This is a genomic window from Rhodococcus sp. DK176 (assembly GCF_038447315.2).
In the GTDB taxonomy this organism is placed as follows: domain Bacteria; phylum Actinomycetota; class Actinomycetes; order Mycobacteriales; family Mycobacteriaceae; genus Rhodococcus_F; species Rhodococcus_F jostii_A.
Window position 1 is genome coordinate 528,106 of record NZ_CP118321.2, and the last position, 26,927, is coordinate 555,032.

A 26,927-nucleotide genomic window follows, 5' to 3' on the forward strand; every position below is an offset into this window, starting at 1 on the left:
GGTGACCTTCTCGGATTGGGGCGGACGCCTCGTCACCTTCCCCGCGGACCGGGCCGGACACTACCGCGAAAGCGGGATGTGGAGCGCCGATCCCACCGGGCGGCGACTGCACCGTATCGCCACCCGGTTCCCGGATCGAACGGCGGTGATCAGTGCGGAGGGTTCGATGAGCTTCGCCGAACTGGACCGTCGGACCGACCGGATCGCGGCCGGACTGGTGCGGCTCGGGCTCGACCGACTCGATCCGGTCATCTTCCAGCTGACCAATCGCCTGGAGACCGTCCTTGCCTGGTATGGCTGCCTCAAGGCAGGCCTGGTTCCCGTCGCGACGTTGGCCGCGCACCGCATGCACGAGATCGGGCACGTCAGCCGGAAGGTCGGCGCCGTGGGGCACATCGTCGAGGCCCGCACCGCGGGATTCGATCTCGTCGAGTTCGCACGCGAACACGCTGCCGGGCATCCCAGCATCCGGCACATCATCAGCGTCGGCGACGAGGCGGGTAAGGATCAGCCGGGTGTGACCCGACTGGAAGACATCGGTCGCGAGACCGATCCCGCCGCAGCCCGTGCCGTGGTCGAACAGATAGAAGCGCGGATCGACCCACTCGACGTCGTCGCGTTCCAGCTGTCCGGCGGTACCACCGGTGTGCCCAAGGTGATTCCGCGCATCCATGCCGAATACTGGAACAACGCCCTGCTCTACGCAAAACGACTCGGCTGGGACGAACACAGTCGCGTGGCACACCTGATACCGATCATTCACAACGCCGGAATCTCGTGTGGGCTGCACGCGGCGCACTCCGTCGGCGCCTGCCTGGTACTGGCCACCGCTGACGCTCCCGCGGCGTTCGAGTTGATGGCACGGACGGAGGCGACCGAAGTCCTCATCGGGCACGGCCACTACCAGGCAGTTCTGACCCCGGACTTCGACAAGGCCCGCGCATCTCTCCGACGGGTCGTACTGTCGGGCGCCAAGGTTCCACCCGAACTGTTCGAACGAGTCGACGACGGTGCGGGGCATTGGGCCGGCCAGCTGTTCGGCATGTCCGAAGGGCTGCTGACGGTGACCCCGATCGACTCCCCCACTCACGCTCGCCTGACGACCGTGGGGACCCCGATCGCGTCCGACGACGAAATTCGCATCCTCGAGCCGGGTACCGAGATAGATCTCCCCGACGGCGACGTCGGAGAACTGTGCTGCCGCGGCCCGTACACGATCCCCGGCTACTTCGACGCCCCGGAGCACAACCGAGATGCCTTCACCTCCGACGGCTTCTACCGCACCGGTGACCTCGCCGCGATCACCGTCATCGACGGCGAGCGGTATCTGTCGATCGAGGGCCGAATCAAGGACCTCATCAACAGGGGCGGGGAGAAGATCAACGCGGAGGAACTCGAATTACTCCTGCTCGAGCACCCTCGCATCGCCAACGCGGCGGTAGTCGCCATGCCCGATACCCGCCTCGGGGAGAAAACCTGCGCATATCTGGTGGCGACCGATGAAGAGCCGTTGTCGATGAAGGCCATTCAAGAGCATCTGGCCCGGCTCGGCGTCGCCAAGTTCAAGTGGCCCGAACGGCTCGAATGGGTGCCGTCCTTGCCGCACACCAATGTGAACAAGATCGACAAGAAGCGGTTGCGTGCCGCGATAGCCGCGAAGGTCCTCGCCGAAGCCGAAGCCGAAGCCGATGCGCGCGGCGCGGCCGTCTAGGACCACCTGTTCCGTTCTGGATCAACGTCTTCGGGGCATGTCCACATGGGCATGCCCCGAAGACGATCACTCTCCGCACGACATCGACCGCACGCATCATATTGACTGTTCGACACAAACGTAGAATACTCGACTTTACCGTCACACAGACTGGAGTTTTGCCATGAATCTCGCGCGAGTCGCAGTTCTCGGAGGTGGACCCGGCGGTCTCTATGCCGCAAGACTGCTCAAACTCAGCCATCCGGACGCCGAAGTGACCGTGTACGAACAGAGTGCCCCGGACAAGACATTCGGATTCGGCGTCGGCCTCGCCTCCCGCACGCAGCGCAATCTTCGCGAGGCCGATTCGACATCGCTGGAGGCCATCGTTGCCGCTGCACACCCGCACGACATGTCGATGCAGGTCGGCGAGCACATCGCCCGGCTTCAGAGCGGCGACCTCCTTGCGATCGCGCGCACATCCCTGCTCGAAGTGCTGCAACAGCAAGCCCGACAGGCCGGTGTCCGACTGCACTTCGGCGAACGCCGGGACATCGCCGACCTCGACGCGGACCTGATCATCGCGGCCGACGGCATCAACAGCGGAACGCGCACCCAGCTCGCAGACCGCTTCGATCCACACATCGACACCGGCACCGGCCTGTACCTCTGGTGCGGAACCGACTTCGCTCTCCCGAGCGCGATATTCACACCGGTCACCACCGAGCACGGCACGTTCGTCGCGCACGCCTACCCCTACGCGCCCGACCACAGCACCTTCCTCATCGAAACCGACGAGGACACGTGGCGGCGGGCGGGATTCGACGTATCCACCGAGCAGACAGCACCACTCGACAGCGACGAAACCTCACTGCACTACCTGCAGGCAGCGTTCGCCGGCACTCTGCAGCACCACCGGCTGATCGGTAACCGCACCCGCTGGATGCGCTTCCGGACAATCTCGTGTGGGCATTGGCACAGCGGCAACGTCGTACTCCTCGGCGACGCCGCCCACACCGCGCACTACTCCATCGGCTCGGGCACCAAGCTCGCCATGGAGGACGCCATCGCACTCGACCACGCACTCACCGCCTCCCCGAACATCGAGGACGCGCTCGCACAATATGAGCGAACCCGCCGCCCCGCCGTCGAATACCTCCAGCACATCGCGCACCGCAGCGAACTCTGGTGGGAGTCCTTCCCGCAGCGGATGAACCTACCCGTCGAACAGCTGCTGATCGCGTACATGACCCGCGCCGGGAAGGTCAGTCTCAGCCGATTCCACGACACCGCCCCCACGCTCGTGCGGAAGGGCCTGGCGAACTACGCGGACGTGCCAGCCGACGCGATCCCCGGCACCGACATCACGGACTGGACGATCGGGCAACCACTCGACCACGGTGACCGCCGATTCGAGCACCGGATCGCACCGGCGGACCTGCGCGACGCAGCCACCACCACAGTGCTCGACATCGACTTCGATTCAGCCTGGGGCCCGGAGGCTACCGCACTCGTCGAGACCGCACCAACCGCGCGAACTCTCTGGCTCACCGGCCCATCCACCCGCTCGTCGCTGCTCAGCAGACTCGATTTCGCCGAACGTCTCGGTCACCACACAGACGCAGTCGTCGTCGTCGAGGCGCCCGGTTCCTGCCGCGCAGATGTCGCAGCAGGTTTGGCCAGCGTGCGGATGCACCTCGCGTTCTTCAGCGATCCGGCGACGTCGGACGCTGATCCGGCGCTTTCCGGGTTGCGGGTCTCGACATGAGTACGCGACCAGCGACCGGCGCCCGTTATCCTTCGGACATGACAAGCGAGGAGGCCCCGAACGAGCGCCGACCCCGAGGCCGGGGCAAATCCCGTTCCAGCGATCAGGCCGCGACCGAAAGCGCGGGCCTTCGCAGCAACCCTCGCCGTGAGCTGGTGGAGAAGCAGATCATCGAGCAAGCCACTCGACTGTTTGCCGAACGAGGATTCGCGAGCACCACGCTGCAGGACATCGCCGACGCAACCGGCCTGACACGGCCGGCCCTCTATCACTACGTGGCCAACAAAGACGAGCTCCTCTCCCGCCTGGTCAGCGAGAGCACCGAGACACCGGCCGCGTTGCTACACACCATCAACGAGCGCACCGATCTGGGTCCGACAGAAAAGCTCCGCGAGATGGCCACCGCCATCGCTCTGCATCAGGCGCAGGCTCCGGATCGATTCCAGTTGATCATCCGTTCGGAAGCCGAATTACCCGAAGACATCTCACGCAACTACGAGCAGAGCCGTCGACACGTGCTCAAGGAATTCATCCACGTCATCGAAGACGGTATCCGCATCGGCGAAATGCGACCGGTCGATCCGCGAACCGCAGCTCTGGCCGTCATCGGCATGCTCAACTGGATCGCCTGGTGGCATCAGCCGGGAAACGCAGACGACGACCGAGTCATCGCCACTCAACTCGCGGACATGGCAGTACGCTCGTTGGTTCATCAGGACCCACAGTCGGCGACCCCGGAAGGTCCCGCGCGAGCGATCGCGATGATCCGCCAGGACCTGAACTACCTCGAACGGCTGCTCGACGAATCACGCCCCGACTGACCGCGCTCGACAGCAACGGCCCTGATTCTGACGGAGGTCACGCGCGTCGCAGCGCCAGCACGGGGATTGTCCGGATGCCCGCCGTCTTCTCCGCATATTCGGCAAAGCCGGGGTACCGGCGCGCCTGCTCGGTGTAGATCCGATCCCGTTCGTCACCGGTCACCTCGACGACAGTCACCGGGTACTGCTCGGTGCCGCGTTCGATCTCGGCCTCACCTGCGCTGACGAGGTTGTAGTACCAGTCGGGATTGCTCGGGGCACCGGCCTTGGACGCGAAAACGTAGATCGTGTCCGGACCTTGCTCATCGGGTAGATACATCATCGGGCTCACACGATCGCGCCCGGTCTTACGGCCCCGGTGGTGAACCAGCACCACCGGGGCGCCCTCGAACGGGCCACCAACTCGGCCCTGGTTTGCCCGGAATTCGGCAATGATATTCGCGTTCCAGTCGTCAGGGGTGCTCATCCTGGGAATTGTCCTAGCCCGGCACCGGAACGGGCGGCATTTCCGGTCGACGTCGTCGTCTCGTGTCGCGCTCTTTCCCGCTGACCGCGATGGCGACCATTCCGGCACCGCCAATCCGACGCCACGCACATGCAGGCGTCAGTCGTCACCCGGCCCGAGTGGAAAATCAGTCTTGCTTGGGAACCCAGTGGTCGGTTGCGAGCTCGTAACTCTGTTTGAGCTCCCCGTACGCCGCTCGTTGGGCCTCCTCGCCCTCGCCGTACCGCCGGACGGCCATCTCGTGGGCCGCCGCGAAAGCCGCCTGTACCTCCTTCGACGATCGCCGCAGTGTCTGTGGGAGCTCGGTTCGGTTCACCGCTCCACTCCTTCTCGGTCGTGGCCGTGATGTACCCCTCGATTGTCCGCCCGGGACCATCGCGGCGGTACCGGGTTGACCGGGTTTTCCGATCTCGGCCGCGGGGCGCCTGCGGGCAGGGTCTGCGCAGGGCACCCGGCACCGAGAATCACAGGCCTCGAAGCGGGTCTCCACGGTGGCCTGCCAACGGTGTAGACCGGGGAAACACCTGGCACCGGGGCCCGGTATGGGTAACAATGACCCCGGAAAACACACAGCAACGCCAATTTCATTCTCGCCGAAGGGAAGTCCGCACCAGAGGAGACTCGATGCCTGTTTCGCCACACACATTGTTGCAGCACGTCCAGGATCGCACCACCGACCTACGCCGATGGTTGGATACCGGCGAGAACACCGCCGCCCTGACGGCGTATCTGCGCGACGAACCCGTCGACCACCGATGGCTTACCACCTACAAACAACTCACGCACGACCTGCTGAGGGCGGTAGACCATGCCTGCCCGCCCAGCGCGCCGCACGAAACCCAGGCGCCGAACGCCGGCCGGCCGCCGGACCGTCGATGAACGACGACCAACGCCGGGCTCTCGAGCACGTACGCGACACCTGCGCCATGCTGCACAGCTTCCTGACCACCCACCCGAGCGACCGACCGCCCGAACGGGTCCGATCGGCCACCTTCGAGCAGCTCACCGACGAACTCCTCGACGCGGTTACCGCAGCGCAGAATGCAGGAGTTCCCGAACAACGCATCTTCGACAGCATGTGACAACCGTCTGCCGGCCCGGTCCCTGGCCGAAGCGCCCCGGGATCGAAGTTCGGCTCTCTAGCTGGTGCCGGGCGCGGAATACGCAATGCCGGGTGCAATTCCCGCTCGTATTCCGATTGCTCCGGCCTCCCCACGGTTGGCGACGTCGAGTTTCTTGAGCACGCTCGCGACGTGAAACTTGATCGTGCTCTGGCTGATCCCGAGTTCCTCGGCGATGGCGCGATTGCGTTTGCCCACCGCGAGGTGCGCGAGGACTTCGAGCTCGCGGGGGTTCAGGGTGGACAGAAGATGCTCGTCGGGACGGGCGGCGGGCGGGTCCAACGGGATGGTCAGCGTCACCCGACTCCCCCATCCGGCGATGGACTCGATGTCGATCCGGCCGCGCAACGTGTGCAGGCGTCCGGACAGTTGCCGAGTCAGCGCGTTGCGGTCGATGGTGCCGGGCCCCTGGTCACGGACCTCGATCAGGACGTTGTCACCGTCGCAGTCCCACGCGATCCGCAGCCTGGCCAGTACCGGTTGTGCGCCGAATGCCAGCACGATGGCGCGAACCATCGCGCGCGCCGCATGCGCCACCTCACCCGGAAGCGGACGGCCGTCGGCCGGCGGGTCGACATAGTCGACGTCGACCTCCCGATGCCGCAAGAGAGGTCGCAATTCGCCCTGCAACCTGGCGAATGCCGTGGTGACCGCCTCCTCTGACAGGGCCCGATCGGCGGCACCCGCCGATCGCAGCGCGATCAGTGCGGCCGATGCCGTCTCGCTCGCGGTGATGCGCGACCGCCGATCGTCGAGGTCGTTCGATCGGAGGGTTCCGAGGATCGACGACAGGGTCGCCTCGTGCACCTCCGTCAGTTCGGCGATGGTGCGGGCGCGTTCACTCGACGCCGCCCGTGACTCGGCGAGATAGTCGGGGCTGGCCTGTGCCACCTGTTGCTGGATGGAGGTCGCGACGATCCCGAACATCGCCGCGACCCCATCGGGCTCGGGTGGGCCGGCCTGAGATGGCCGCGGGACCAGGACGAGCAGCGTGTCGCCGGAGTCGCGGACCGCCCAGACCCGGCGGCGTCCACCTCCCAGTGAACGGATTCCGGCGACGACACCGCCGGGTTCGATGGATTGTTTGATCTCGTCGAGTTCGTCGATGGTCACTCGGTCGACTATCTCGCGGTTTCCGGCGACTTTGCGGGGGCGTCCGGTGCACTCCCGGGTGAAGATCACCAGCGCGTCGTGCGGCCACCATCGGCCCAGGAACCGGGAGAAGCGGGTCGCGATGTCCGGGAGCGGTCCCGTGATCACCTTCCGCATCTCCACCCAGGGGTCGACCTGCAACCGAGCCGAGTCCTCCACGCTTACCACCCATTCACAGTATGGCCGGGTACGAGGCAACGGCACTGGCCAAGCGGCCGGCCCGAACCGGCCGACCGGCCGGGTGCCGCGGCGCACCGGAGTCGGCAGCCTTGGATGAGACCGGAACGGCTATCACCGAGGAGGACCATGACCGTCACCGTCGAGCAGACACGCACACGGTTCAGTGACGGGCGCCGCATCGTGCTCGACGAGAACGAGCGCCTACTCAATTCCGTTGCCGCAGAACAGTGGGACCGCGCCGGTTCGCTCATCACCACCGCGCGGGCAGTGTTCGTGATCGGCAACGGGCGCAGCGGCCTGGCCGTCCAGATGGCCGCGATGCGACTGATGCACCTCGGCCTGCGCGTCCATGTGGCCGGGGAGGTCACCGCCCCTGCCATCGGCGACGGCGATCTGCTGATTGCCGTCTCCGGGTCGGGCACCACCGCCTCGGTCGTCGGCGCAGCCGATACCGCGAACAAGGTGGGTGCCTCGGTGCTCGCTGTGACTACGGCCTCGGACTCGCCGCTCGCCCGGCGCGCCGACGAGATCCTGGTCCTGCCGGCGGCCGACAAGCAGGACCACAGCGCAGCCATCACCGCCCAGTACGCGGGCAGCCTGTTCGAGCAGTCCGTGCTCCTCGCCTTCGATGCCCTGTTCCAGGCGCTGTGGAGCAATGAAGACCAGACCGCCGAGCGGCTGTGGGAACGCCACGCCAACATCGGCTGACCACGAATCCCATCAGAAGATAACCAGGAGAAACACATGACGAAGCTGCAGGTTGCCGTCGATCTACTCAGCACCGCCGACGCGCTGGCCCTGACCAACAAGGTGGCCCCGTACGTCGACATCATCGAACTCGGCACCCCACTGATCAAGAGCGCCGGCCTCAGCGCCATCAGCGCGATCAAGGCGGCGCACCCGGACAAGGAGGTCTTCGCCGACCTCAAGACCGCCGACGCCGGCTTCCTCGAGGCCGACCTGGCCTTCTCCGCCGGCGCGGACCTGGTCACGGTCCTCGGCGCCGCCGGTGATGCCACCATCAAGGGTGCGGTCGAGGCAGGCCAGAAGCACGGCAAGAAGGTCGTCGCCGACCTGATCGGCGTGGAGAATCGGGTCGAGCGGGCCCGCGAGATCGCCAAGCTCGGTGTCGCGTTCGTCGAGATCCACGCCGGCCTCGACGAGCAGGCCCAGCCCGGATACTCCATTCAGACCCTCCTCGACGACGGCAAGATCGCCGGTGTCCCGTTCTCCGTCGCCGGTGGCGTGAAGGTCGACACCATCGCCGCCGTCCGTGACGCGGGTGCGGACGTCGCCGTCGCCGGTGGCGCCATCTACAGCGCCGAGGACCCCGCCGCGGCCGCGAAGGCACTCAAGGAAGCACTGACCAAATAGCACGCGATTGCTGACGGTGAAGGCCCTGAACACATCCAGTTCAGGGCCTTCACTCTTTCGCACCCCGGGTCAGATTCCGTCCCGGTGCAGACAGCCGAGAGGGGTTCTCCGCCGGCAACAGATGGCGGAGAACCCCGTGAGTGGTCGTGGCGCCTCGCCGGCCTCCATGCCTGGTTAGGAGGCCATCTACCGACTGCGCCGCGAGCGGGCTGATCGACCAGGCGTTCGATGGCGACCGAGATGAGCGTCCACCATGGCATGCCCCGGCCGGAAACGCCCGACACCTGTGAAGGCAGCCGTGATGTGCAGGTCGCGCCTTGATTGAACCCGGCCGCAGTGGGTATGCGGGCACTGCCCCCACGCCGGGTCCCACACCTTGGCGCCGCGCACCCGGTCTCGATCGCCCCGACGATCACCTCACCCGCCCCGGCGACCGAGCAACGACGGCACCACGTCGCGACACAGCAGGATCGATCTCATGACCACACACACGCATCTCACCACCGACCACGAGGAAGTCCGCCAATGGACCCAAGCCCATCACGGCATCCCCGCCCGGGTCCCTCACACCACGGCCGGCGACGTGCTTCGAATCGACCTGCACGGAGTCGACTCCGGTCTCGAACATATCTCCTGGACGGAATGGTTCGCCGCCTTCGACCAGCAGGGCCTGGCCCTCAGTTATCCGGACCCGCACCTACAGGGCGGGATCAGCGCCTGGTTCGAACTCGTACCCCGACCCCGATCCCGCACCGCGGACGGCCCGTAGTAATCGCGCGCGCCACACCCCCGCCCTTTCCACCGGTGTGATGTAGTAGTCACAGGGAGGCGGTCGTGAATGCGCCTGCCGGGTCGGTGGGGCCGTTGGCGGAACGGATCTCGGGGTGCCGCGGACGAGATCCGTTCCGGGCCGCGTTCGCCGCCACAATCAAACGGCCGGGTCGCCGGGACGGACGTCGTCGCCACTGAGGCAGGGTCAGGTACTCGCGTATACCGTCTCGTACAGATGCCAGGCCGCGCCGCCCCATGGTGCCGATGCCCTGGATTGCCACCGTCGTGTCTGCCGGAGTCCAGCCATATGCTTTCACCGTTCCGATGCAGGCCTGCGCGACTCCGTAACCGTCAATCACATCTGCCCAGCAGAAAACCGCTGGGCACCGGGGCGTTCAGATATGACTCCCGCCCCGACGCGGCGCGCTGTAGGGACGGGTGGGCGCGATGCGCCGTGGGCGCCGGTTCCGGCTCGGGACACCTCGCCCGCTGCTGTGACCGCCTGGGACACGGAAACAATGAGCGAACGGCTCACTTCTCGGACTGTGGCCCCCGCTCGGCCACCTCGCGCACCGCCGCGGCGACCGCTGGCGCGACACCCGCGTCGAACACGCTCGGCACGATGTAGGTGGCATTGAGCTCGGACGGCGACACCCTGTCGGCGATCGCTCCGGCCGCGGCGATCAGCATCTCGTCGGTGATGTCGACCGCGTGCGCGTCGAGCAGACCGCGGAACACCCCCGGGAAGGCGAGCACGTTGTTGATCTGGTTCGGGAAGTCCGACCGGCCGGTGGCCACCACGGTGGCATGTTCGCCGGCGGCGACCGGGTCGACCTCCGGGACCGGATTGGCCAGCGCGAACACGATCGACTCGTCGGCCATCGCCGCGATGTCGTCGCCCGTGACAATGTTCGGCGCCGAGACCCCGATGAACACGTCCGCCCCGACCAGCGCGTCCCGCAGTGATCCCGTCCGACCCTCCGGATTGGTGTGCTCGGCGATCCAGGTACGAAACTCGTCGGCGGTGTCGTCCGGGGACAGAATTCCCTTCCGTCCGCAGCCGATGATGTTCGTCGCGCCCTGGGCGACGAGCAACCGGATGACGGCGTGCCCGGCGGCGCCGACGCCGGACACCACGATCCGGGCCCGGTCGAGCGACTTGCCGACCACCCGCAGCGCGTTGGTCAGGGCGGCCAGGACCACGATCGCGGTGCCGTGCTGGTCGTCGTGGAACACCGGAATGTCGAGGATATCGCGGAGCCGGGCCTCGATCTCGAAACACCTTGGGGCGGAGATATCTTCAAGGTTGATGCCGCCGTAGACGGGTGCCAGGGCCCGGACGATCTCGACGATGGCATCGGGGTCCTGCGTGTCCAGGCAGACCGGCCAGGCGTCGACCCCGGCGAATTGTTTGAACAGTGCTGCCTTGCCCTCCATCACCGGGATCGACGCCGCGGCACCGATGTTGCCCAGGCCCAGGACCGCGGACCCGTCGGTGACCACGGCGACGGTGTTGCGTTTGATCGTCAGGCGGCGCACGTCCTCGGGGTGTTCAGCGATGGCGGTACACACCCGGGCGACGCCGGGGGTGTAGGCGCGGGAGAGGTCGTCGCGGTGTTTGAGCGGAACCGTGGGGACCACCTCGAGCTTGCCGCCCAAGTGCAGAAGGAAGGTGCGGTCGCTGACCTTGCCGACGATCACCCCCGGAACCTCGGCGATCGCGGTAGAGATCTGGTCGGCGTGCGCGACGTCCGAGGCGTCGCAGGTGAGGTCGATGACCATGTGGTCGGGATGGCTCTCGACGACATCGAGTGCCGTCATGGCACCCTTCACCGATGCGATCGCGGCCGCCAACGTCGACGTGGTGCCGGCGCCAACCGGTGCATGGACGCGGACGGTGATCGAATAACCGGGGCTAGGACTGGGCATGTGAAGCTCCTGGATACTGAATGACGACCAGCAGGGTTCCGGCCGGATCATCGGGTGCCCGATCGGCACGCACGCACCGGGTGTTTCCGCCCGCAACACCCTTAGTCTGCGCTGCCATCGCCGATCCGGACAAGAGGACACCCCTCCGGCACCGACAAGCCGCGATGAATCAACGGCCTAAGTTGCCCGGTCGGACGGAACACTCCGTGATTCGAAGCGGGGAGCCGTGCGGCGGCAACGCCCGGTCCGAAGTAAGCCCCGGGCGCGTCGCCGTGCATTTGCGACGTTTAGTACACCTGTACTCGGGTAGGGCTACAGGACCAACGTAAGGGGCAGCCATGTCAGCACAGCAAAACATCGAGACCGCCAAGAATGGGTACGCCGCGTACTCGGCGGGCGATGCCGAGAAGGCTATGAGTTTCTTCGACGACGACATCGAGTGGATCTCGCCCGGCAACAGCACCGTCAGCGGCACCTTCCATGGCAAACCGGAGGTCGGCGCGATGTGGATGAAACTGGCCGAGAAATCCACAACGACAACACCAGAGCGTTTTCTCGCCGACGACGATGTCGTTGTCGTTCTCACCCGAGTCGCCGCCGGTGGGGAGTCCGCCGACGAAGCCGATGTGCTCACTTTCCGCGATGGGAAGGTCGTCAAATTCCAGTCCGCCGCGAACACCGCGATGCTGGAACGAGTCTTCGGCACGAAGTAGCCGCGAACGGACACGATTGCATGACAGCTCGTGCCATCGATGACGTCGTGGGTAGCCGCGGTCGGAACCGCGGCTCAGGCTGGGTGTTGTCAACCGCACTAACAGCACCCGGATCACGTGCCGTCAAACTGGCCTCAGGACCACACGATCATTGGTCGCAGGCGTTCTCTACCTCGTAAACAACACACGCCAATCCCCGACCGAGCCACTCGGATTGCGCAGTCAGTGGCCGGTGCCCGCTGCGAAGGTCTATCCGCTGGACCTGCCGCTCAGCCGCGCGGACACTGGGTGACGAGAGCACCAACCAGGCCCACCGGCACCTGCCCGGATGGACGCTCAACCGAATTGGCGGTGAGACGATGAATCGCGAAACGATTCAGGGGTGGGTCGCGGAACAGATACACCTCGATCCCGCGACCGCCACGCCGGCGCTGCTCGCGAAGCTGGACGATTTGACCGCGCGGGCCGAGGCGATGTGCGTCCGCCAACTGCTCGATCTGCCAGAGTTCCGACGTCTGGTCTGGTGAGCTTTCACCGCTCCGAGTGCGTGAATCCCGTCGCGGGGCTCGTGCAGTCGACTGACGATCACGTGCGGGTGCCCTTCTGAAACTGACAGTGGGCGCCCGGGGACCAAAAGCTCCTGAGCGCCTCCTGGCGGGTCGGCCGTCCGTTTGGGCTTGACCACAACGGAACCCACACCGCCACCCGACGGTCGGTGGCCGGATCACGCCACATCCCCAGCTTGCCGTCGTCCAGCTGGGCTCGTCGCCGGGCGGGACCACACCCGGGGCACCGTGACCTTCGACTCCACCACATCATCGTCGAATTACGCTGCCACATAACGTCGAACGGTCGATTGCGACACCGTTGCGCCGTGGTCGTCACGCAGGCGTTGCGCGATTGTCGCCACCGTTGCCGTCGACTTCGACTGTCCGTCGATCCAGTCGTGGTGCGCCGCGATCGCCGGCCACGTCACCGCCCGCGCTGCCCGGTCGCCGACCTCCTAAAACCACCCGGCGATCAGCTCCCGCCAGGGCGCCTCGTCGAACTTCCCACCCTCCTTGGGTGCCAGCCCCGCCGCCAGCACGGGTGCCCCACCCGAACCATGCTGCCCGCCTTCAGGACTGGCCAGTGAAAGCGCCAAGAAGGACCCCGCCCCGCCGCGCGAGCTGTGCCGAGCCGTGCTGAGACGACCGAACGGGACGCCCGCCTGTGATTCCCAGACGTCAGGAGTGGTGCTCCGTCCTCGTCACAGGCCCAATACGCAACCCCAGAGTTCGCCGAGGGCGTGTGGGGGTTGTCTCTTCAGAAGACGCCGAGGCTCCCTGTTGGTTTTGGTCAACGCGTGATGTGCCAGAGAATCACGTCATGGACGTGGCGTGACTTGTCCATACCGCGAAACTCTGCCGTGTGCACTTTGCCGGCATCGATCGCGATGCTGCCGCCGGAGAAGAAGGCGCCCGCCCAACTTTTGTTGCTGACGACGGAGACCGAACGAATCTTGCCGTATGGAATCGACGTGATCGCGGTCTTGTTGCCGACAAAGCTCCTGTCCTGCAAAATGACACGCCGATCGGTCAGGGCAACGAACCCAGTACCGGTGCCGATGCAGTCGTAGACGGCGATGACCGATTCCCCCTGCAACAGTCCGCTTTGTATCTGCGCGAGCTGCTCGCGCTTGTCGAAGATGGGTTGCAGTGTCTGCATGTGGTGTCCTTGTACATTCGGGAGGGCAGATCGTGCCCGTCCGGGCGGGTGTGCCGCTTTCGATGTGAGTCGGCATATTCGCAGTCGACAATGCGGATCGAAACCGCGCCTCGGGGAGTTCCAGAGTTGGTGTGCCGTCGTCGTCGCCGTAGGCGCCTGTTGTACGTCTGTGCCAACGACCCGGATTCTCGGATCGACAGGTGGCGAGCCACTGTGGGAAAGACCTGCGCTCCCCGACTGGCGTGTCCGTGCGCGGCAACCGCGTCGTCGACAGCGTCCGGCTCACCGACGGTGACATCGTTCGGATCGGCGGCCACGAGTTCGCATTCCAGATCGCGGTCGACCAGTGCCCTTGCAGGCCAACCGTCGGACGGTAGGCAGGGCCGGTCTATGCCCCGTCGACCGGTTCGCATCGCGTGCGGCCACCAACGCGGCGGGGCGGTGCGACGGGGAATCAGGCTGGGATCTCGTAGGCATATTGCGGGCAGAACGCCCCCACGGCGTCGCCAATGAAGAAGCCCACCTCGTACGGCGTGTAGTAATAGTCGGACTTGTTCAGGTACGCCTCGGTCATCTCGAAGAAGCCGTAGCCGCTCTCGAAGTCCCCGCAGATCTCGTAGCCAAACCCCACCGCGTAGTAGGACGAGCCGTAGGAAATGCCTTCCGCATCCAGGGCGGTCAGGTATGTCTCCTCCGGCGACAGATAGCTTGTGGCGTTGGCGGTGCCGACCGCGCCCAACGCGGCGGCGCCGAGAACGGCGGCGACGGCGGCGGCGCCGACGGCGGACTTCTTCAGACTGGTGAACATGGCGGGTCCTTTTCGGTGAGTACCTTGGCTGGTAGGAAAAGGATCCGAGACGCCGCTTGTTAGATTCTGAACAGAACCTTGTGATGGTCTCAGTGAGTCCGCCCCGGGCCTTTCGGCTCCGCCTTGACGGTGTGGATGTCGTCGAGACGGTCTTCGCGTTCCCGAGATTGCTGCGGGCGCTGCGGGCATACAGTCTCGCGACGACACCATCGGGGATCTTGCCGAGGTGGCCGCCGAACTTCCCGGACTCCTGGTGCCAGGCGACGCGGGGCCCCCGGCCCCTGCCGGGGCGAAGCGGATTTCGGTCTCGAAGGGCGCGGGGGTGTCGATGCCCCGGCGACGCAGGTACTTGCCCTGCTGTACGTCGGTCACTTACTCGGTGACCGCGAGCCGGCGGCCGTCGACCTTGACAATGTGATGCACCACGGCCCCACCTCACCGCCGTTTCCCGAGACCTGTTCGTAGGAGACCACATTCCTGGCGTAGAGAGTGCGTTGGCCAGGTTCTGAAAGAAGGCGAACACCTGGTTGACGGGGTGGTGGTGAGTCGGTTGTCGATGACTGCCGCAGAGAAGATGTCCCACCTGGCCGTTCCACCACCACCTCCGTCGTGACCCGGTGTGGGGCGGCGGTCCCGATGGTCCGGCGGACTGGTTGCCCGTGTGCTCGGATCGGGTTGAGCAGTTTCCTGTCCCTGTTAGCCCGTCTCCATGTCAGTTGATGGTGCCGGTGCGGGGCGGATAGACGTGCTGGTTCTTCCCGCGAAGGGGGCCACCTTGAAGCCGCGTCGCGCTGCTCGGCCGCTCATGGATGTCCTGGTCGATCGGCTCAGGATCCGCCGCGACCTTCCAGTCCACGGCGCCATGCGAGGCGGCGTCGAACCTGAGCCCGTCGACGCGGCCTTTCTCCCGCTTGGACCGGCGCCCGGCCGCGCCGAGCTTGCGGAGACCGTCACAAGATTCTATTCAGAATCCGACAAGCGACATCCCAGATCCTTTTCGTACCTGCCAAGCTACTCATAGAAAAGGACCCACCATGTTCCCCACGTTCGTCAAGTCCACGGCTCGCGTCGCCACCGCCACACCGGCGCCCCGAATCGCCGGCTCTATCAAGAGACACACCGGCCTTCGCGCCGCGATATGTGTCGGCGCTACGATTCCGCTGGCGCTCTTCGGACATGGAATAGCCTCAGCCGCAGGAACTGTCGAGATATATGGCAATGCCGGCGAGGTCGATGTATATGTCACCGACGGTACCCCCGGGGAGAACTGCCTAGTCAATGACAACGGCTACACGTTTGGCGGCGTAGTAGACGATGCGGGTTATCTGGATTTCTATATTCCAGCCGAGCCCGGCGACCACCAGGTGACAGTGGCGTGCGACCGCAGCGGAGGCTACGGCCAATGGGTCACGGTCGCACCCACCGGCCCCGGACCCGGACCGGCCCCGGCCCCAGCCCCAGGACCTGCCCAGGGCTACTTGGTTAACATCTGGGGCATCCCAGGCGGAGTCGATGTGAATATCACCGGCGCGGTGCCATGGGAGTGGTGTCGAGCCGACGCGGACAACACGCCGTTCTACGTTGAGGACCTCGTAGATGAATCGGGCAACCTGGTTCTTATTCTCCGCACGCCTCCCGGCCAGCAAACCGTGACCGTGGTGTGCGACAGCAGCGGAGCCGTCGCTCAAACGGTGACGGTCAGCTGACAGGTCTCGTCACCGGATTCTGGGGGCAGTCGGTCACCGATTACCCTCGGCCGCCGCCTTCTTCGCCGAACACCCTGTCCTTGCCTGACTGACAGTCCGGTCCTGTCCGCCCGCAGCGAACGGTGGCCGAGAGGCGTTCGTCCAGCGCGTCGAGTACCTCGCTGAGAAGTGCGGTGAGCGCTTCCCGCGTCGACGTCGGGAAGCAACAATCCGGGATCAGGCGCGATCAACGGGTTCGTGGACCGTTGTCCGGGTCGTCGGTTACCGCCTGCGCAAGCCGGAGAGCCAACTGGGCCGTCGACACCGGTTCTCGTGGGGCCCGGTTTGGGGGGTATCGTAGGCGAAAATCCGGCGGCATGGTCGACGGCGGTGCACCATGAGCGAAAATCCGGGTTCGCCAGGCGGTCCGCACTGGCAACCCAGCGGGCCTGAGTGGCAACCTCAGGCCCAACAGTGGCAACCGCACGCCCAGCAGTGGCCGCCCGCCGGTGGGCAGCCCCCTGGTCCTCCACCTCCACCGCCACCTCGTCGTTCACCGGGCGGTGGCCGCTGGCCTCTGCTGGTCGGGTTGATCGCCGCCGTGCTGATCGGACTGCTCGTCGGCGGCTATCTGTTGTTCGTGAGGGGTGATGCGGATGAGGGTGAGGTGTTGCTCGAGGCGGCGGCATCCGAGGGGCCGTTTCCGTGGACGCCGCCGGTGGTTCCGCCCGATGCGCCGACCACGCTGCCGGAATCGATGCCGACGATGGCTCCCAGTGCGCCGGATCCGGGACGGCCCGGATTGATTGCCGTGCCGGGCGACCGAACCGGAATCTACGGTGGCTCCCTCGAGTTGTCGGTCTGCGACAAGCCGAAACTGATCGGATTCCTCGAGCAGAATCCGGGGCAGCGGGCCGCGTTCGGCGAGGTGTTGGGTATCACCGACGTCCGCGCCTTTGTCGAGTCGCTCACGCCCGTGATTCTCGGTTCCGATACCCGGGTGACGAATCACGGGTACGAGAATGACCGACCGACACCGTTGCAGTCCGTGCTGCAGGCCGGGACGGCAGTCCTCGTCGACGACCGCGGTGTACCAAGGGTTCGGTGCCAGTGCGGGAACCCGCTGTTGCCGCCGCAGCCCACCAAAGCAGCCCCGACATACACCGGGCAGCGGTGGCCGGGTTTCGAGCCCGACAAGATCGTCGTCGTGCAGTCCGCGCCGACGCCGGTTACCCAGCTCACGGTCATCAACATCGTGACGGGGGCACCCGTGGTGATCAACGTCGGCAGCGGGACACCGCAGCAACCGACGACGACGCCGACGCGTACCACGACGGCGCCACCCCCACCGCTCCGAACGACAGCGGCGCCACCCCCACCGCTCCGAACGACAGTCGCGCCACCGCCACCCCTCCGGACCACAGCGGCGCCACCCCCACCGCCGCGGACCACGGTGGCGCCACCCCCGCGGACGCAGCCGTCGACAACGCAGGCGCTGCCACCCGCCGACTGGAGTACGACGGCCGAGGCTTTCCGCGGCCAGGACGGAGGTCGAGCGTCGTTCGACTGCCCGCCAGGAGGAACCTTCGGCTCCGTGTGGGGTTCCGGCACCTACACCGATGACTCCAGCGTGTGCACGGCCGGTGTGCACGCGGGGGTCATCTCCCAGCAGAGCGGCGGGGTGGTGATCGTCGAGATCTCTCCCGGTCTCGGCTCCTACCAAGGATCGACGGCCAACGGTGTCACGTCCCAGGACTGGGGAAACTGGTACGGCTCGTTCCAAGTCGCCGGTGGTGGCTGACCGCGCTCGGCCGGCGACCAGATCAACCGTCGCCCGACAGTTGCAGCACTCTGTTGCCGTCGGTGACGACGAGATCACCGGTGGCCGTGACCGCGACCCAGATCGGGCCGTGCAGTCCGGTGAACGGGACGACGGCCGGCGTATCGGCACCGGCCCGAAGTGCGACAACGCGGCCGCCTCCGTAGTCGGCAACAAACACACCGGTGGAATCTGCCGCCACACCGGTCGGGGACGCGAGGCCCGTGAACGGCAGCACGGTCTGGTCGGTGGCGCCGGCGGGCAGGAAGAGCACGCGATTGTTGTCGGTATCGGTGACGAATACGTCTCCACCGGAGTTGACCGCCACCCCGACCGGTCCGTGCAGGTCGGATAACGGCAGCACCTGCGGGCTCGCAGCACCCGCTGGCAGAGCGACAATTCTGTTGTTGTTGTTGTCGGCGACGAAAAGATGACCCGCGTCGCTGACCGCCACTCCGGCGGGCCCAGCCAGGCCGGTGAACGGCAGCACCGTCTGGGTCGTGGCTCCCGCGGCGAGCTCGAGCACCCGGTTGTTGCGTGTGTCGGCGACGAAGACGTCGCCGGCGCCGTTGGTCGCCACCCCCGACGGGTGGTCGAGATCGGTGAACGGGATTACCTCCTGGGCGCCGGTGCCCGCGGCCAGTCTCAGGACTCGATTGTTGTTGCTGTCGGCGACGACGAGATCGCCGGCAGTGTTGACCGCCACGCCGACCGGATAGTCGAGGCCTTCGAACGGCAAGGTGGTCTGCGTCGCTGACCGGTTCGGCCAGCTGACGAACACCACCGCGGCACCGACTGCCAGCAGTGCGAGGAGGGCCAGCGCAAGCAGAACCCCGGCCCGTTTCCGCCGGGGTGGAACGCTGTTCCTCTGCGGCGGGGGCGGTTGCGGTGCCGGAGGGGGAAGCTGTTGCCCTTGCCGGCGTGGCGTCGGCTGCCGACTCGTCGGGGTATCGGGTGCGGCGTGCACGTTCGCCGTCTGCCTCCGCGTGAGGATTTGCTTGGCCGTCTGCGCGGACTGCATGCGTGACAGGGCGAGCTGAACGCCCGCGGAAAATGCGTGGCAGCTCGGCAGCCGGTCTTCACGGCGCTTAGTCAGAGCTGCGGACACGATGTCGTCGAAGGTCGGCGGAAGATCACCGCGCACAGCGCTGATCCGCGGTACGGGTCCACAGAGATGACCGCGCATGACTTCCTGGGTGCTTCCGGTGAACGGGGGGTGTCCGGTGAGCAGGCAAAATAGGGTGCATCCCAATGAGTACACGTCTGCGCGCAGGTCGAGTGGGATGCCTTGGAAAGCCTCGGGCGCCGAGTACTGCAGGGTGGCCACCAGCGACCCGGTTCTGGTCAGGTGCTGCGTCTCGTCGAGGGCCTTGGCGATACCGAAGTCGGTGAGCAGTACCCGCTCGAGTTGCCCGGCGCCCGACATGCCCAACAGAATGTTCGCCGGTTTGACGTCACGGTGCAGCACGCCGTTCTCGTGCGCATAGTCCAGAGCCTTGGCTGTTTCGGCGACGATGTGCACGGCGCGCGGCGGGTCCATCGGACCCTCACGCAGCGCCACCGCGGCATCGGTTCCGGCGACGTATTGCATCGCAATCCAGTGTTGATTTGCTTCCCGGCCTCGGTCGAAAACGGACACGATGTTCGGGTGTTCCAGCCGCGCCGCGTGGTCGGCCTCGAGCTCGAAGCGGGAGCGGAAACAGTCGTCGGTGGTCAGGCTCCGGTCCAGCAACTTGAGGGCGGTGTTCCGAGGCAGGTGAGGATCGCGCGCGAGGTACACAGCGCCCATCCCGCCGACCCCCAACACCCGTTGGATGGTGTAGCCGGCGAAGACGTCACCCGGCTCGAGTTCCGCACCACCCATCGGCAACACCGCCTTCGGTCGGACCTCTGCGCTGTATGTGAGCCAATTGGAGTGTATGACTTGGCACACTCACGGGGCACGAGTCGGTCGCCCACGGCATCCACCTCGGCCGCCACGGCAGACGCCGATACCTTCCGCCAGCCCGCGGCGTTCCGCCGGCCGTCACGACTGCATCTGCCTGAACCAGAACTCGACGGCCCCCGCCGGGCGGCGTGCCCAGCGGGGGTCCGGCATTGTTCCACGCACGGTGATCGCGAAGAATTCCGCATTCAGGCGCAGATGTCTATCCATAACGGGAACGGGTTCTCAGTGGTTCGATTGCCGGTGGCACGGAGTGCGCCGGCACATTCAACCCGGGTAATCTGATGCCGGCGACCGTGAACGATCCGTCGTCGAGCAACACCGGAGCGATCCTTACCCCGGTTATCCGTTCGACCAACGCGAACACACCCCTCGATGTGTTGGTACTCGCGGCAGCCGCACGCAGCCTCGTCAGTTCGATCCCGCCGCTCTCGCGGACAAGCGCAACCCGCGATTCGGGGGCCGTACCCACATCCGACCACGTGACCACGACGCTGAGCGTCAGCAGTCAAAAGTTTGCGGGCAGTACGCCATTCGCACCACAACTCGTCGTTCCCGAAGCTTCAGCTCTATGAATTCGTCCACCCTTGATGCTGCGGTGGTGCGATCAGCGTATCGGTGATCCAGACATCGCCGCTGTTCCGCTGGATCATCAGCGACGCCGCCGTTGCCTGATTCGGTCACGGCGGCATCAGGGCTGGAATGGGATGTGTGCATCCCCTCTCGCTGTGAAAGCGCCTGTATCTGCTCTGCACACGCCCCGACGGCCTCATCGCCGAGTACGACGAACTCGGTGCACTCGTCCGTGCGGGGGTTCTTGCCGAGTTCTACCTGACCGGCGAGGTAGCGGATCGCAAGGGCCGCGCGGTCATTGAGTCCACCCCGGTGCTTCCGGGCGCGCTGGAGCAACATCTGATCGCGCAGATCTCCGCCTCACACCCGCGCACCTGGGAACACTGGATCGGCACCGACCCGCGGCCCACCGAGCGGCTGGCCCGGGACCAACTCGTGAGTGAGACAATCGTGACCACCGAGCAGCGCCGGTCCCTCGGCATGGTCCCCTATACGAGTTACCGGGCGTCCGACCTGGAGTTGAGGGCACGGCTGCGGGCGGCGGTCGAGGACACATTGCGCGCGGCCAAAGCCGACGAGCCCGACCACGACGCCATCACACGCGCCGCGCAGGGCGCCCTCTCGATGCTGCCGGACAATGCCAAGTCCCTCCCCCGCACACAACAGCATGAACTGCTGGCCGAACTCCGCGAGCGGGCCGAGTCCAGCCTTCGCGCCTCCCATCCGCGCGGTCAGGGACGCGCGGTTACCGACACAGACGCCGTATACGCCGCCCTGTCAGTGCGAATCCCATATCGCTGCAAACACTTCCAAGTTGAAGGCGACTACCATGACCAAATCGTGTCCTTCTCGAAACGAATCGGTCCGATCGCCCCGGCGTTGTCGTCGGCATTGCGCACCATGAAGTGGACGCGCGCCGCCAGTTTCACTTAGACCGACCCGGCCGAGCGGGACATCCGACCCGGGCCCGATCGGCTCGGGATCCTCCGAGACCGTCGAGTCACGGAGCGGAGCCGGGGCGGCATCACACCCGAACCCGTTGATGCAGCGGTCCTCCCGCTGTGACCGGCGCCAGGCCGCGTCGAGCTCGCGGAGACCATCACAAGTTTTCGTTCAGAATCCGACAAGCGACATCCCAGATCCTTTTCATACCAGCCAATGGCAACTCAATGAAAAGGACCCGCCATGTTCCCCAAGACCGTCAAGACCGTCAAGTCCGTCAAGTCCGTCAAGTCCGCCGCTCGCGTCGCCACCGTCACCGCCGTGCTCGGCGTCGCCGCCGTGGGTGGGGTCGGGGTCGCCAACGCCACCAGCTATGCGCCGGAGGAGGTGTACCTCACCGCCCTCGACGAAGAAGGCATCCCCTACGACTCGGCCTACTACGCGGTGGCGCTGGGCTACGCGGTCTGCGGGGACTTCGAGAGCGGCTACGACTTCTTCGACATCGGACTGGATTTCCTGAGCGAGTCCTCCTACTCGCCGTACGAGGCGGGCTTCATCATCACCGACGCCGTGACGGTGTACTGCCCGCAATACACCTACGCGCTCCCAGCTTGATTCACCCGCCACACGCCCCGCCGAGTCGGTTGCCGTACCCGAGACGAACCGGTCGGTGGGGTGTGCCCGTCGATGCCGCTCCGCGACCGGCCGGAGCGTCAAGGCCCGGTGGTGATGCCGCGAGGCAAGACACCGGTCGGGTAGCACGACGACGCACGCGTCGGGGGTTGGAGGCGCTGCGCTATTCGAGCACGATCTGGAATTCGAGCTCGGTGTCGCCGATCCGAATGATGTCACCATCGACGAGCCAGACGCTGTCGACGACGCGGTTTCCGCCCACGTACACACCGTTCGAGGAACGCAGGTCCCGCAACACGAAGTTCATCCCGGTGTCCACGATGATCGTGTGGTGGCGACTGACCTTGCCCTGTGCGAGCACGATGTCGTTGTCGGGCATCCGGCCGATCCTGACCCCCGCCGATCCGATCCGAAAGACATGGCCCTGACGATCACGCAGCTGCGCGGCCAGGGCGCGTTCCAGCGTCTCGAGGACGGTGACCGAATGAGCGGCGGTCGCCAGCGCGGTCTCGGTCACCGCCAATGATTCCTGCCGCAGGATGCGGCCCTCCAGTTCCAACAGATCACGGCCCGGATCGATGCCGAGTTCCTCGGCCAGGTTCGAGCGCAGCCGGCGACACGCCTCGAGGGCGTCGGACTGTCGGCCACACACATACAGCGCGGTGATCAGCTGACCCCACAACGGCTCGCGATGCGGGTACACGGACGCGAGGGACACCAACTCGGGGATCACCGCCTCGGCTCGTCCGCACACGATCTCGGCTTCCGCGCGGGCGGCGAGGGCCGACACCTTCTCCTCCTCGATCGCGGCGGCAAACGTCTCGGCGAACTCCAGATCCCGGAGATCGTCGAGTGCCGGGCCCTTCCACTCGGCGAGCGCGGCGGCCAGGTGCCCGCTCGCGTCCTCGAATCGCCGGGCGGCGGCGGCCTGGGTCCCGGCCCTCTTCTCGGCGAGGAATCGTCCCAGATCACAACCCTGGTCCGGCACGATGAGCCGGTACCCCGGCGGCGCGCTGGCCAGCACGGCCCGCGCATCGACCCCGGCATGGCGCAGAATTCGACGCAGATTCGAGATGAACACCTGCAGGCTCGCCCGGGCCTCGGGCGGCGGCCGATGATTCCACACCCGGTCGGCGAGGCCCTCGGCGGACACCGGGTGGTTGCGGTTGATGATCAGGGCCGCGAGCACGGCACGCTGCTTGGGGCCACCCAGCGGTGGGGCGATCCCGTCGATCGTCATCTGCACCGGGCCGAGTACGTCGAAGTGCAGTCCCGTCCCGGGCTGTGTGCCGTCCACTACATCGATGACCCTACCCCGGTGGGCCCCCTCCGGTGCGGCCCCGTCGTCGGGGACCGTCGCGGCGCTGACACAAAGCCTGTCCGCCGTGACCCGCGGACAACGGTTGGCTGATGCCCGGACGTGGCGGAGGTGGTCGGTGTTGACTGAGGACGGCGAGGCATCCGGGTGAGGTGGTGACGGCATGGGTGAGCACGGCATCTTGAGGCCGGGTGAGGTGTTCGCCGGGTACACCATCGAACGCGTGGTCGGCGTCGGGGGGATGGGCACCGTGTACGCGGCGGCGCATCCGCGGTTGCCGCGGCGGATTGCCCTGGGGTGCCGGGTGCTCGCCGCGGTCGGCGCAGGCCGCGATCCCGAGCTGTGGACCCGCAACCGGAACGTCGTAACAGCCGCCTACCCGGAGGTGGGCGAAGTCCTTGGTCGGCGTTTCCGCGGGTCCTCAGGATATTCACAGGTTTCATGCATTGCTGCGGCCACCGTGGGGGGTGGACGATCGGGCTGTGCATCGACGACGCTGGCCGGCGAACCCTCCGCCCCCGTGCGGGGGTGTCCGGGTGCACGGTCGCCGCGTGCTGGCCGCAGACCCACACCTGACGTTGGAGCTGGGGCGGATCGTCGGGTTCGGCAGCGGGCTCGCGGTGTACCTGGCGCTGACCGTCACCGGCATCCCGGCCGAGCGGGCCCGCCACGAGACCCGCACGCTGACCGACCCGGCGGATCGGTCGGCGCGGTGGTCCTACCTCGGGGTGTGCGCGGGTGCGGACCGGATCGCCGTCGCGGACCCGTACCTCGCCCACCCGGATCTGCAGGCGTGCACGGCCGGACTGTGCACGTACCGCACCGAGCCGCAGTACTGGATCGACACCCCGGCGCCGGTACGGTCGGTGACCCTCACCGCCGGGTGGCCGCAGATCGGTCTGGCACCTACGGTCGCGACGCTCACGCTGGCGCGTCGCGATCATGCGTCGACGAATCGGCGGTAGTCATTTCGCCGACCTGTCGGATGAGGAAGGTGTACAGATGGGATTCGACTCGGCCGACCCGGACCTGTGGCGGTCGGTGTTCGAGCGTGCCACGGACCTGGTGATGGTGTCGGATTTCGTCTCCGGCCGCATCATGTTTCTCAACTCGGCGGGAATCCGACTGGTGGGCCTGCACGACGATGCGGACGCCCGCGCCCGGACCACCGCCGAGTTCCTCACCGACGCCGGGCTGGCCCAGACCCCCGAGGTGGAGGCGGCCCTGACCTGCGACGGGCATTGGGAGGGAATCAGCGAGCTGCGACACTTCGGCACCGGGGCACCAATCCCGGTGTCCATCTCCACCTTTACCGTGCGCGACGGGGAGGCCGGCCCGGCGGTGATCGCCATCATCGCGCGCGACCGCCGCCACCGCCGCACCCACGATCGCCGATTCCGGAAGGCCCTCGATGAGGCCGCGCACCGGGCCCGTGAACAACACGCCCTGGCCGAGCTCGGCCAACTCGCCGTCGACGCCGACCTCGACACCCTGCTGCCCGCCGCCACCGGTGCGGCCGCCTCCCTGATCGGGGTGCAGTGCGCCTCCATCTCCCGGATCACCGACACCGACGCGCTCGAGGTCCTCGCCTACCGCGGACATCCCCCGCAACCGCGGTCCTTCGCCACCGGGTCGGCATCCCAGCCTGGGTACGCCCTGGCCACCGGCGAGGTGGTGGTCTGCCGGAACCGGCAGCAGGAAACCCGGTTCGCCACCACCACGATGGCCGGGCGCGGGCTGCGCAGCGGCATCAGCGTGCCGATCGGCGACGGAACCCGCTGGGGGGTGCTTACCGTGCACAGCGCCCACCCCCGTGACTACACCGACCGCGACGTCGCGTTCCTGCGGGCGGTCGCGGCCGTGCTGTCCGCTGCGATCGGCCGGATCGACACCGAAACCCGGGTGCGGCAGCAGAGCAGCCGCGACCCGCTCACCGGGCTGCCGAACCGCACCGCCGCGTACCGGCGGATCACCGCCGCCCTCCACACCGCCCACCAGGACCACACCCTGCTCGCTCTGCTGCTGGTCGATCTCGACGACTTCAAAGGCGTCAACGACAGCCTCGGCCACGCCCACGGCGACGCCGCCCTGATCCGGCTGGCGGAGCGGCTGGTCGGGGCGGTCCGCCCGGCCGACACCGTCGCCCGCCTCGGCGGCGACGAATTCGTCCTCGTCTGCGAGGACATCGGCACCGCGGACGCCGCGACCGCACTGGCCGACCGGATCACCACAGCCCTGCGCACCCCGGACCACTCCGCCAGAACCCCGGTGCCGCTGCGCGCCAGCATCGGCATCGCCCTCTCCGACCCAACCTGCACCGCCGACGAGCTGATCCGGCGGGCCGATCTGGCGATGTACCGGGCCAAGAGCGCCGGCGCCGGCGGTCACGCGCTCTACCACCCGGGCGACCGCGACAGCTACGACGCCGACCGCGTGCTGCGAATGTCCACCGACCTGCGCACCGCACTCGACCGCGACCAGCTGACCCTGCTCTACCAGCCGATCGTCGACCTGAGGAACGGCGCCGTCGTCGCGGTCGAGGCTTTGGTCCGGTGGGCGCACCCCACCCTCGGGAACATCAGTCGCACCGAGTTCGTCGCCGTCGCCGAACGGACCGGCCTGATCGGCCCTCTCGGCTCCTGGGGGCTGCGCACCGCCTGCCGGCAAGGTGTCGCCTGGCCGACGCACCCCGGGACCGACGTCCGCGTCCACGTCAACGTCAGCACCGTGCAACTGCGCGACCCCATCTTCGCCGACCAGGTCGCCGACATCCTTGCCGACACCGGGCTGCCCGCGCACCGCTTGGGCCTCGAGATCAGCGAGACCGCGTCGGCGTCGGTGACCGCCCGCACCGTCGGCATCCTGACCGCGCTGCACGAGCTGGGGGTCGTGCTGCTGCTCGATCACCTCGGCACCGGACACGGCCCACTCGGATATCTCATCCGCTACCCGATCTTCGACTCCCTCAAAATCGACAGGTCCTACATCACCGCCCTGCCCGGGCCACGCCCCGAGGCCGTCGTCACCGCCTTCGTCACCATCGCCCGTGCCTACGGCGCCACCGTCATCGGCAACGGAGTGGAAACCCGGATCCAACTCGACACCCTCCACGCCTGCGGCTGCGACCTCGCCCAAGGCTCCTATCTCGCCGAATCCGCCCCCGCCGACGCCATCCCCGCACAGCAGCGCGACCACCGGGCCGGCACCGACGCACCGAAACCAGCACCCCCGCCAGCCCACTGACCCTACAAAAGACGACCGGTGTCGAAAATCGATCAATATCTTCAGCCCTACCGATGCTGTCTTTCACGTAGTTCACGCGATGCTTTGGGAGTACACGGTGTCCATGCGCGGGCCGGTCGTCAGCGGCACGAGGAGATCTACGGCCAGGGGTGCCCGCATCCGCGTCCGCCGTCACCCGCGCCACCGCCGCCTCGGTGGGATACACATGGCTGAGGATGTGCACCATATGA

The 26,927-nt window shown here is 66.8% G+C and carries 27 protein-coding genes and 1 pseudogene; 17 read left to right on the forward strand and 11 right to left on the reverse strand.

The genetic code is table 11. The features are described 5' to 3' along the window. Position 1: 1 nt before the first annotated feature. The 3 genes from PSR88_RS02290 to PSR88_RS02300 all read left to right on the forward strand — a co-directional run bounded on the left by PSR88_RS02290 (position 2) and on the right by PSR88_RS02300 (position 4,279). Complete coding sequence (locus PSR88_RS02290; RefSeq protein ID WP_016880963.1) at positions 2-1,711, forward strand: (2,3-dihydroxybenzoyl)adenylate synthase; 1,710 nt, start codon at positions 2-4, stop codon at positions 1,709-1,711. A 163-nt stretch (positions 1,712-1,874) separates the two neighbouring features. Continuing rightward, entirely contained in the window at positions 1,875-3,458 is a 1,584-nt protein-coding gene (locus PSR88_RS02295; protein ID WP_016880962.1) for an FAD-dependent monooxygenase, read from the forward strand. Positions 3,459-3,496: 38 nt separating this feature from the next. After that, entirely contained in the window at positions 3,497-4,279 is a 783-nt protein-coding gene (locus PSR88_RS02300; protein WP_029538303.1) for a TetR/AcrR family transcriptional regulator, read from the forward strand. A gap of 37 nt (positions 4,280-4,316) precedes the next feature. Here PSR88_RS02300 and PSR88_RS02305 read toward each other — a convergent pair whose 3' ends face one another. Both PSR88_RS02305 and PSR88_RS02310 read right to left on the reverse strand, forming a co-directional pair. Next, complete coding sequence (locus tag PSR88_RS02305; RefSeq protein WP_011593749.1) at positions 4,317-4,745, reverse strand: nitroreductase family deazaflavin-dependent oxidoreductase; 429 nt, start codon at positions 4,743-4,745, stop codon at positions 4,317-4,319. A gap of 166 nt (positions 4,746-4,911) precedes the next feature. Further along, positions 4,912-5,100: a ChaB family protein gene (locus tag PSR88_RS02310; RefSeq protein ID WP_009473096.1), complete on the reverse strand. Its 189-nt coding sequence runs from the start codon at positions 5,098-5,100 to the stop codon at positions 4,912-4,914. Positions 5,101-5,408: 308 nt separating this feature from the next. Here PSR88_RS02310 and PSR88_RS02315 point away from each other — a divergent pair, with 308 nt between their 5' ends. Together PSR88_RS02315 and PSR88_RS02320 are read left to right on the forward strand one after the other, a co-directional pair. After that, complete coding sequence (locus PSR88_RS02315) at positions 5,409-5,663, forward strand: hypothetical protein (protein WP_237723896.1); 255 nt, start codon at positions 5,409-5,411, stop codon at positions 5,661-5,663. After that, positions 5,660-5,866 carry a hypothetical protein gene (locus tag PSR88_RS02320; protein ID WP_009473098.1) on the forward strand — a complete coding sequence of 69 codons (207 nt, stop codon included), beginning with the start codon at positions 5,660-5,662 and terminating at the stop codon, positions 5,864-5,866. Before PSR88_RS02315 ends, PSR88_RS02320 begins: the two co-directional genes overlap by 4 nt. Before the next feature lie 57 nt (positions 5,867-5,923). On the opposite strand, the gene PSR88_RS02325 is transcribed toward PSR88_RS02320, so the two are convergent. Next, on the reverse strand, positions 5,924-7,216 hold the full coding sequence (locus PSR88_RS02325; protein ID WP_020476750.1) for a LuxR C-terminal-related transcriptional regulator: 1,293 nt from the start codon (positions 7,214-7,216) through the stop codon (positions 5,924-5,926). A 147-nt stretch (positions 7,217-7,363) separates the two neighbouring features. Between PSR88_RS02325 and hxlB the strand changes: the two genes are divergently transcribed. The 3 genes from hxlB (at position 7,364) to PSR88_RS02340 (ending at position 9,380) form a co-directional block, all read left to right on the forward strand. Further along, complete coding sequence (gene hxlB, locus PSR88_RS02330; protein ID WP_016880959.1) at positions 7,364-7,945, forward strand: 6-phospho-3-hexuloisomerase; 582 nt, start codon at positions 7,364-7,366, stop codon at positions 7,943-7,945. 36 nt (positions 7,946-7,981) lie between these two features. Continuing rightward, positions 7,982-8,611: a 3-hexulose-6-phosphate synthase gene (hxlA, locus tag PSR88_RS02335; protein WP_016880958.1), complete on the forward strand. Its 630-nt coding sequence runs from the start codon at positions 7,982-7,984 to the stop codon at positions 8,609-8,611. 478 nt (positions 8,612-9,089) lie between these two features. Beyond that, positions 9,090-9,380: a hypothetical protein gene (locus PSR88_RS02340; protein ID WP_011593756.1), complete on the forward strand. Its 291-nt coding sequence runs from the start codon at positions 9,090-9,092 to the stop codon at positions 9,378-9,380. A gap of 228 nt (positions 9,381-9,608) precedes the next feature. Here PSR88_RS02340 and PSR88_RS02345 read toward each other — a convergent pair. Then, a pseudogene (locus tag PSR88_RS02345) lies at positions 9,609-9,784 on the reverse strand (glutamate dehydrogenase); the annotation flags it as partial. Between the two features lie 129 nt (positions 9,785-9,913). Beyond that, positions 9,914-11,311, reverse strand: a complete 1,398-nt coding sequence (locus PSR88_RS02350; RefSeq protein WP_011593757.1) for an NAD-dependent malic enzyme — start codon at positions 11,309-11,311, stop codon at positions 9,914-9,916. 338 nt (positions 11,312-11,649) lie between these two features. Here PSR88_RS02350 and PSR88_RS02355 point away from each other — a divergent pair, with 338 nt between their 5' ends. Both PSR88_RS02355 and PSR88_RS02360 read left to right on the forward strand, forming a co-directional pair. Further along, positions 11,650-12,024: a nuclear transport factor 2 family protein gene (locus tag PSR88_RS02355; protein ID WP_016880956.1), complete on the forward strand. Its 375-nt coding sequence runs from the start codon at positions 11,650-11,652 to the stop codon at positions 12,022-12,024. Between the two features lie 359 nt (positions 12,025-12,383). Beyond that, on the forward strand, positions 12,384-12,551 hold the full coding sequence (locus PSR88_RS02360; protein ID WP_016880955.1) for a hypothetical protein: 168 nt from the start codon (positions 12,384-12,386) through the stop codon (positions 12,549-12,551). 811 nt (positions 12,552-13,362) lie between these two features. On the opposite strand, the gene PSR88_RS02365 is transcribed toward PSR88_RS02360, so the two are convergent. Further along, positions 13,363-13,731 carry a PH domain-containing protein gene (locus tag PSR88_RS02365; RefSeq protein WP_009473107.1) on the reverse strand — a complete coding sequence of 123 codons (369 nt, stop codon included), beginning with the start codon at positions 13,729-13,731 and terminating at the stop codon, positions 13,363-13,365. 200 nt (positions 13,732-13,931) lie between these two features. On the opposite strand from PSR88_RS02365, the gene PSR88_RS02370 reads away from it, so the two are divergent. Further along, a complete protein-coding gene (locus PSR88_RS02370; RefSeq protein WP_337460123.1) occupies positions 13,932-14,108 on the forward strand; it encodes an FHA domain-containing protein in 177 nt (58 codons plus the stop codon). 77 nt (positions 14,109-14,185) lie between these two features. On the opposite strand, the gene PSR88_RS02375 is transcribed toward PSR88_RS02370, so the two are convergent. Together PSR88_RS02375 and PSR88_RS02380 are read right to left on the reverse strand one after the other, a co-directional pair. Next, positions 14,186-14,539 carry a DUF732 domain-containing protein gene (locus PSR88_RS02375; protein ID WP_009473109.1) on the reverse strand — a complete coding sequence of 118 codons (354 nt, stop codon included), beginning with the start codon at positions 14,537-14,539 and terminating at the stop codon, positions 14,186-14,188. 712 nt (positions 14,540-15,251) lie between these two features. Continuing rightward, positions 15,252-15,395, reverse strand: a complete 144-nt coding sequence (locus tag PSR88_RS02380) for a hypothetical protein (RefSeq protein ID WP_016880953.1) — start codon at positions 15,393-15,395, stop codon at positions 15,252-15,254. 178 nt (positions 15,396-15,573) lie between these two features. Here PSR88_RS02380 and PSR88_RS02385 point away from each other — a divergent pair, with 178 nt between their 5' ends. Together PSR88_RS02385 and PSR88_RS02390 are read left to right on the forward strand one after the other, a co-directional pair. Further along, the gene (locus PSR88_RS02385) at positions 15,574-16,245 is read left to right on the forward strand and encodes a hypothetical protein (protein ID WP_016880952.1); all 672 of its coding nucleotides are present in this window, start codon (positions 15,574-15,576) and stop codon (positions 16,243-16,245) included. Between the two features lie 568 nt (positions 16,246-16,813). Then, entirely contained in the window at positions 16,814-18,025 is a 1,212-nt protein-coding gene (locus tag PSR88_RS02390) for an LCCL domain-containing protein (protein WP_020476749.1), read from the forward strand. Positions 18,026-18,047: 22 nt separating this feature from the next. On the opposite strand, the gene PSR88_RS02395 is transcribed toward PSR88_RS02390, so the two are convergent. Both PSR88_RS02395 and PSR88_RS02400 read right to left on the reverse strand, forming a co-directional pair. Next, a complete protein-coding gene (locus PSR88_RS02395; RefSeq protein ID WP_016880950.1) occupies positions 18,048-19,907 on the reverse strand; it encodes a serine/threonine-protein kinase PknD in 1,860 nt (619 codons plus the stop codon). Positions 19,908-20,190: 283 nt separating this feature from the next. Continuing rightward, on the reverse strand, positions 20,191-20,478 hold the full coding sequence (locus PSR88_RS02400; protein WP_378584618.1) for a DUF6461 domain-containing protein: 288 nt from the start codon (positions 20,476-20,478) through the stop codon (positions 20,191-20,193). Positions 20,479-20,759: 281 nt separating this feature from the next. On the opposite strand from PSR88_RS02400, the gene PSR88_RS02405 reads away from it, so the two are divergent. Further along, positions 20,760-21,494 carry a GOLPH3/VPS74 family protein gene (locus PSR88_RS02405; protein ID WP_237723905.1) on the forward strand — a complete coding sequence of 245 codons (735 nt, stop codon included), beginning with the start codon at positions 20,760-20,762 and terminating at the stop codon, positions 21,492-21,494. 252 nt (positions 21,495-21,746) lie between these two features. Continuing rightward, complete coding sequence (locus PSR88_RS02410) at positions 21,747-22,118, forward strand: DUF732 domain-containing protein (RefSeq protein ID WP_016880947.1); 372 nt, start codon at positions 21,747-21,749, stop codon at positions 22,116-22,118. 181 nt (positions 22,119-22,299) lie between these two features. Here PSR88_RS02410 and PSR88_RS02415 read toward each other — a convergent pair whose 3' ends face one another. Next, complete coding sequence (locus PSR88_RS02415) at positions 22,300-23,433, reverse strand: BTAD domain-containing putative transcriptional regulator (protein ID WP_016880946.1); 1,134 nt, start codon at positions 23,431-23,433, stop codon at positions 22,300-22,302. Between the two features lie 572 nt (positions 23,434-24,005). Here PSR88_RS02415 and PSR88_RS02420 point away from each other — a divergent pair. Both PSR88_RS02420 and PSR88_RS02425 read left to right on the forward strand, forming a co-directional pair. Further along, complete coding sequence (locus tag PSR88_RS02420) at positions 24,006-24,419, forward strand: serine/threonine protein kinase (RefSeq protein ID WP_411755663.1); 414 nt, start codon at positions 24,006-24,008, stop codon at positions 24,417-24,419. A 37-nt stretch (positions 24,420-24,456) separates the two neighbouring features. Continuing rightward, entirely contained in the window at positions 24,457-26,697 is a 2,241-nt protein-coding gene (locus PSR88_RS02425) for a putative bifunctional diguanylate cyclase/phosphodiesterase (protein ID WP_016880944.1), read from the forward strand. Positions 26,698-26,927 lie beyond the last annotated feature (230 nt).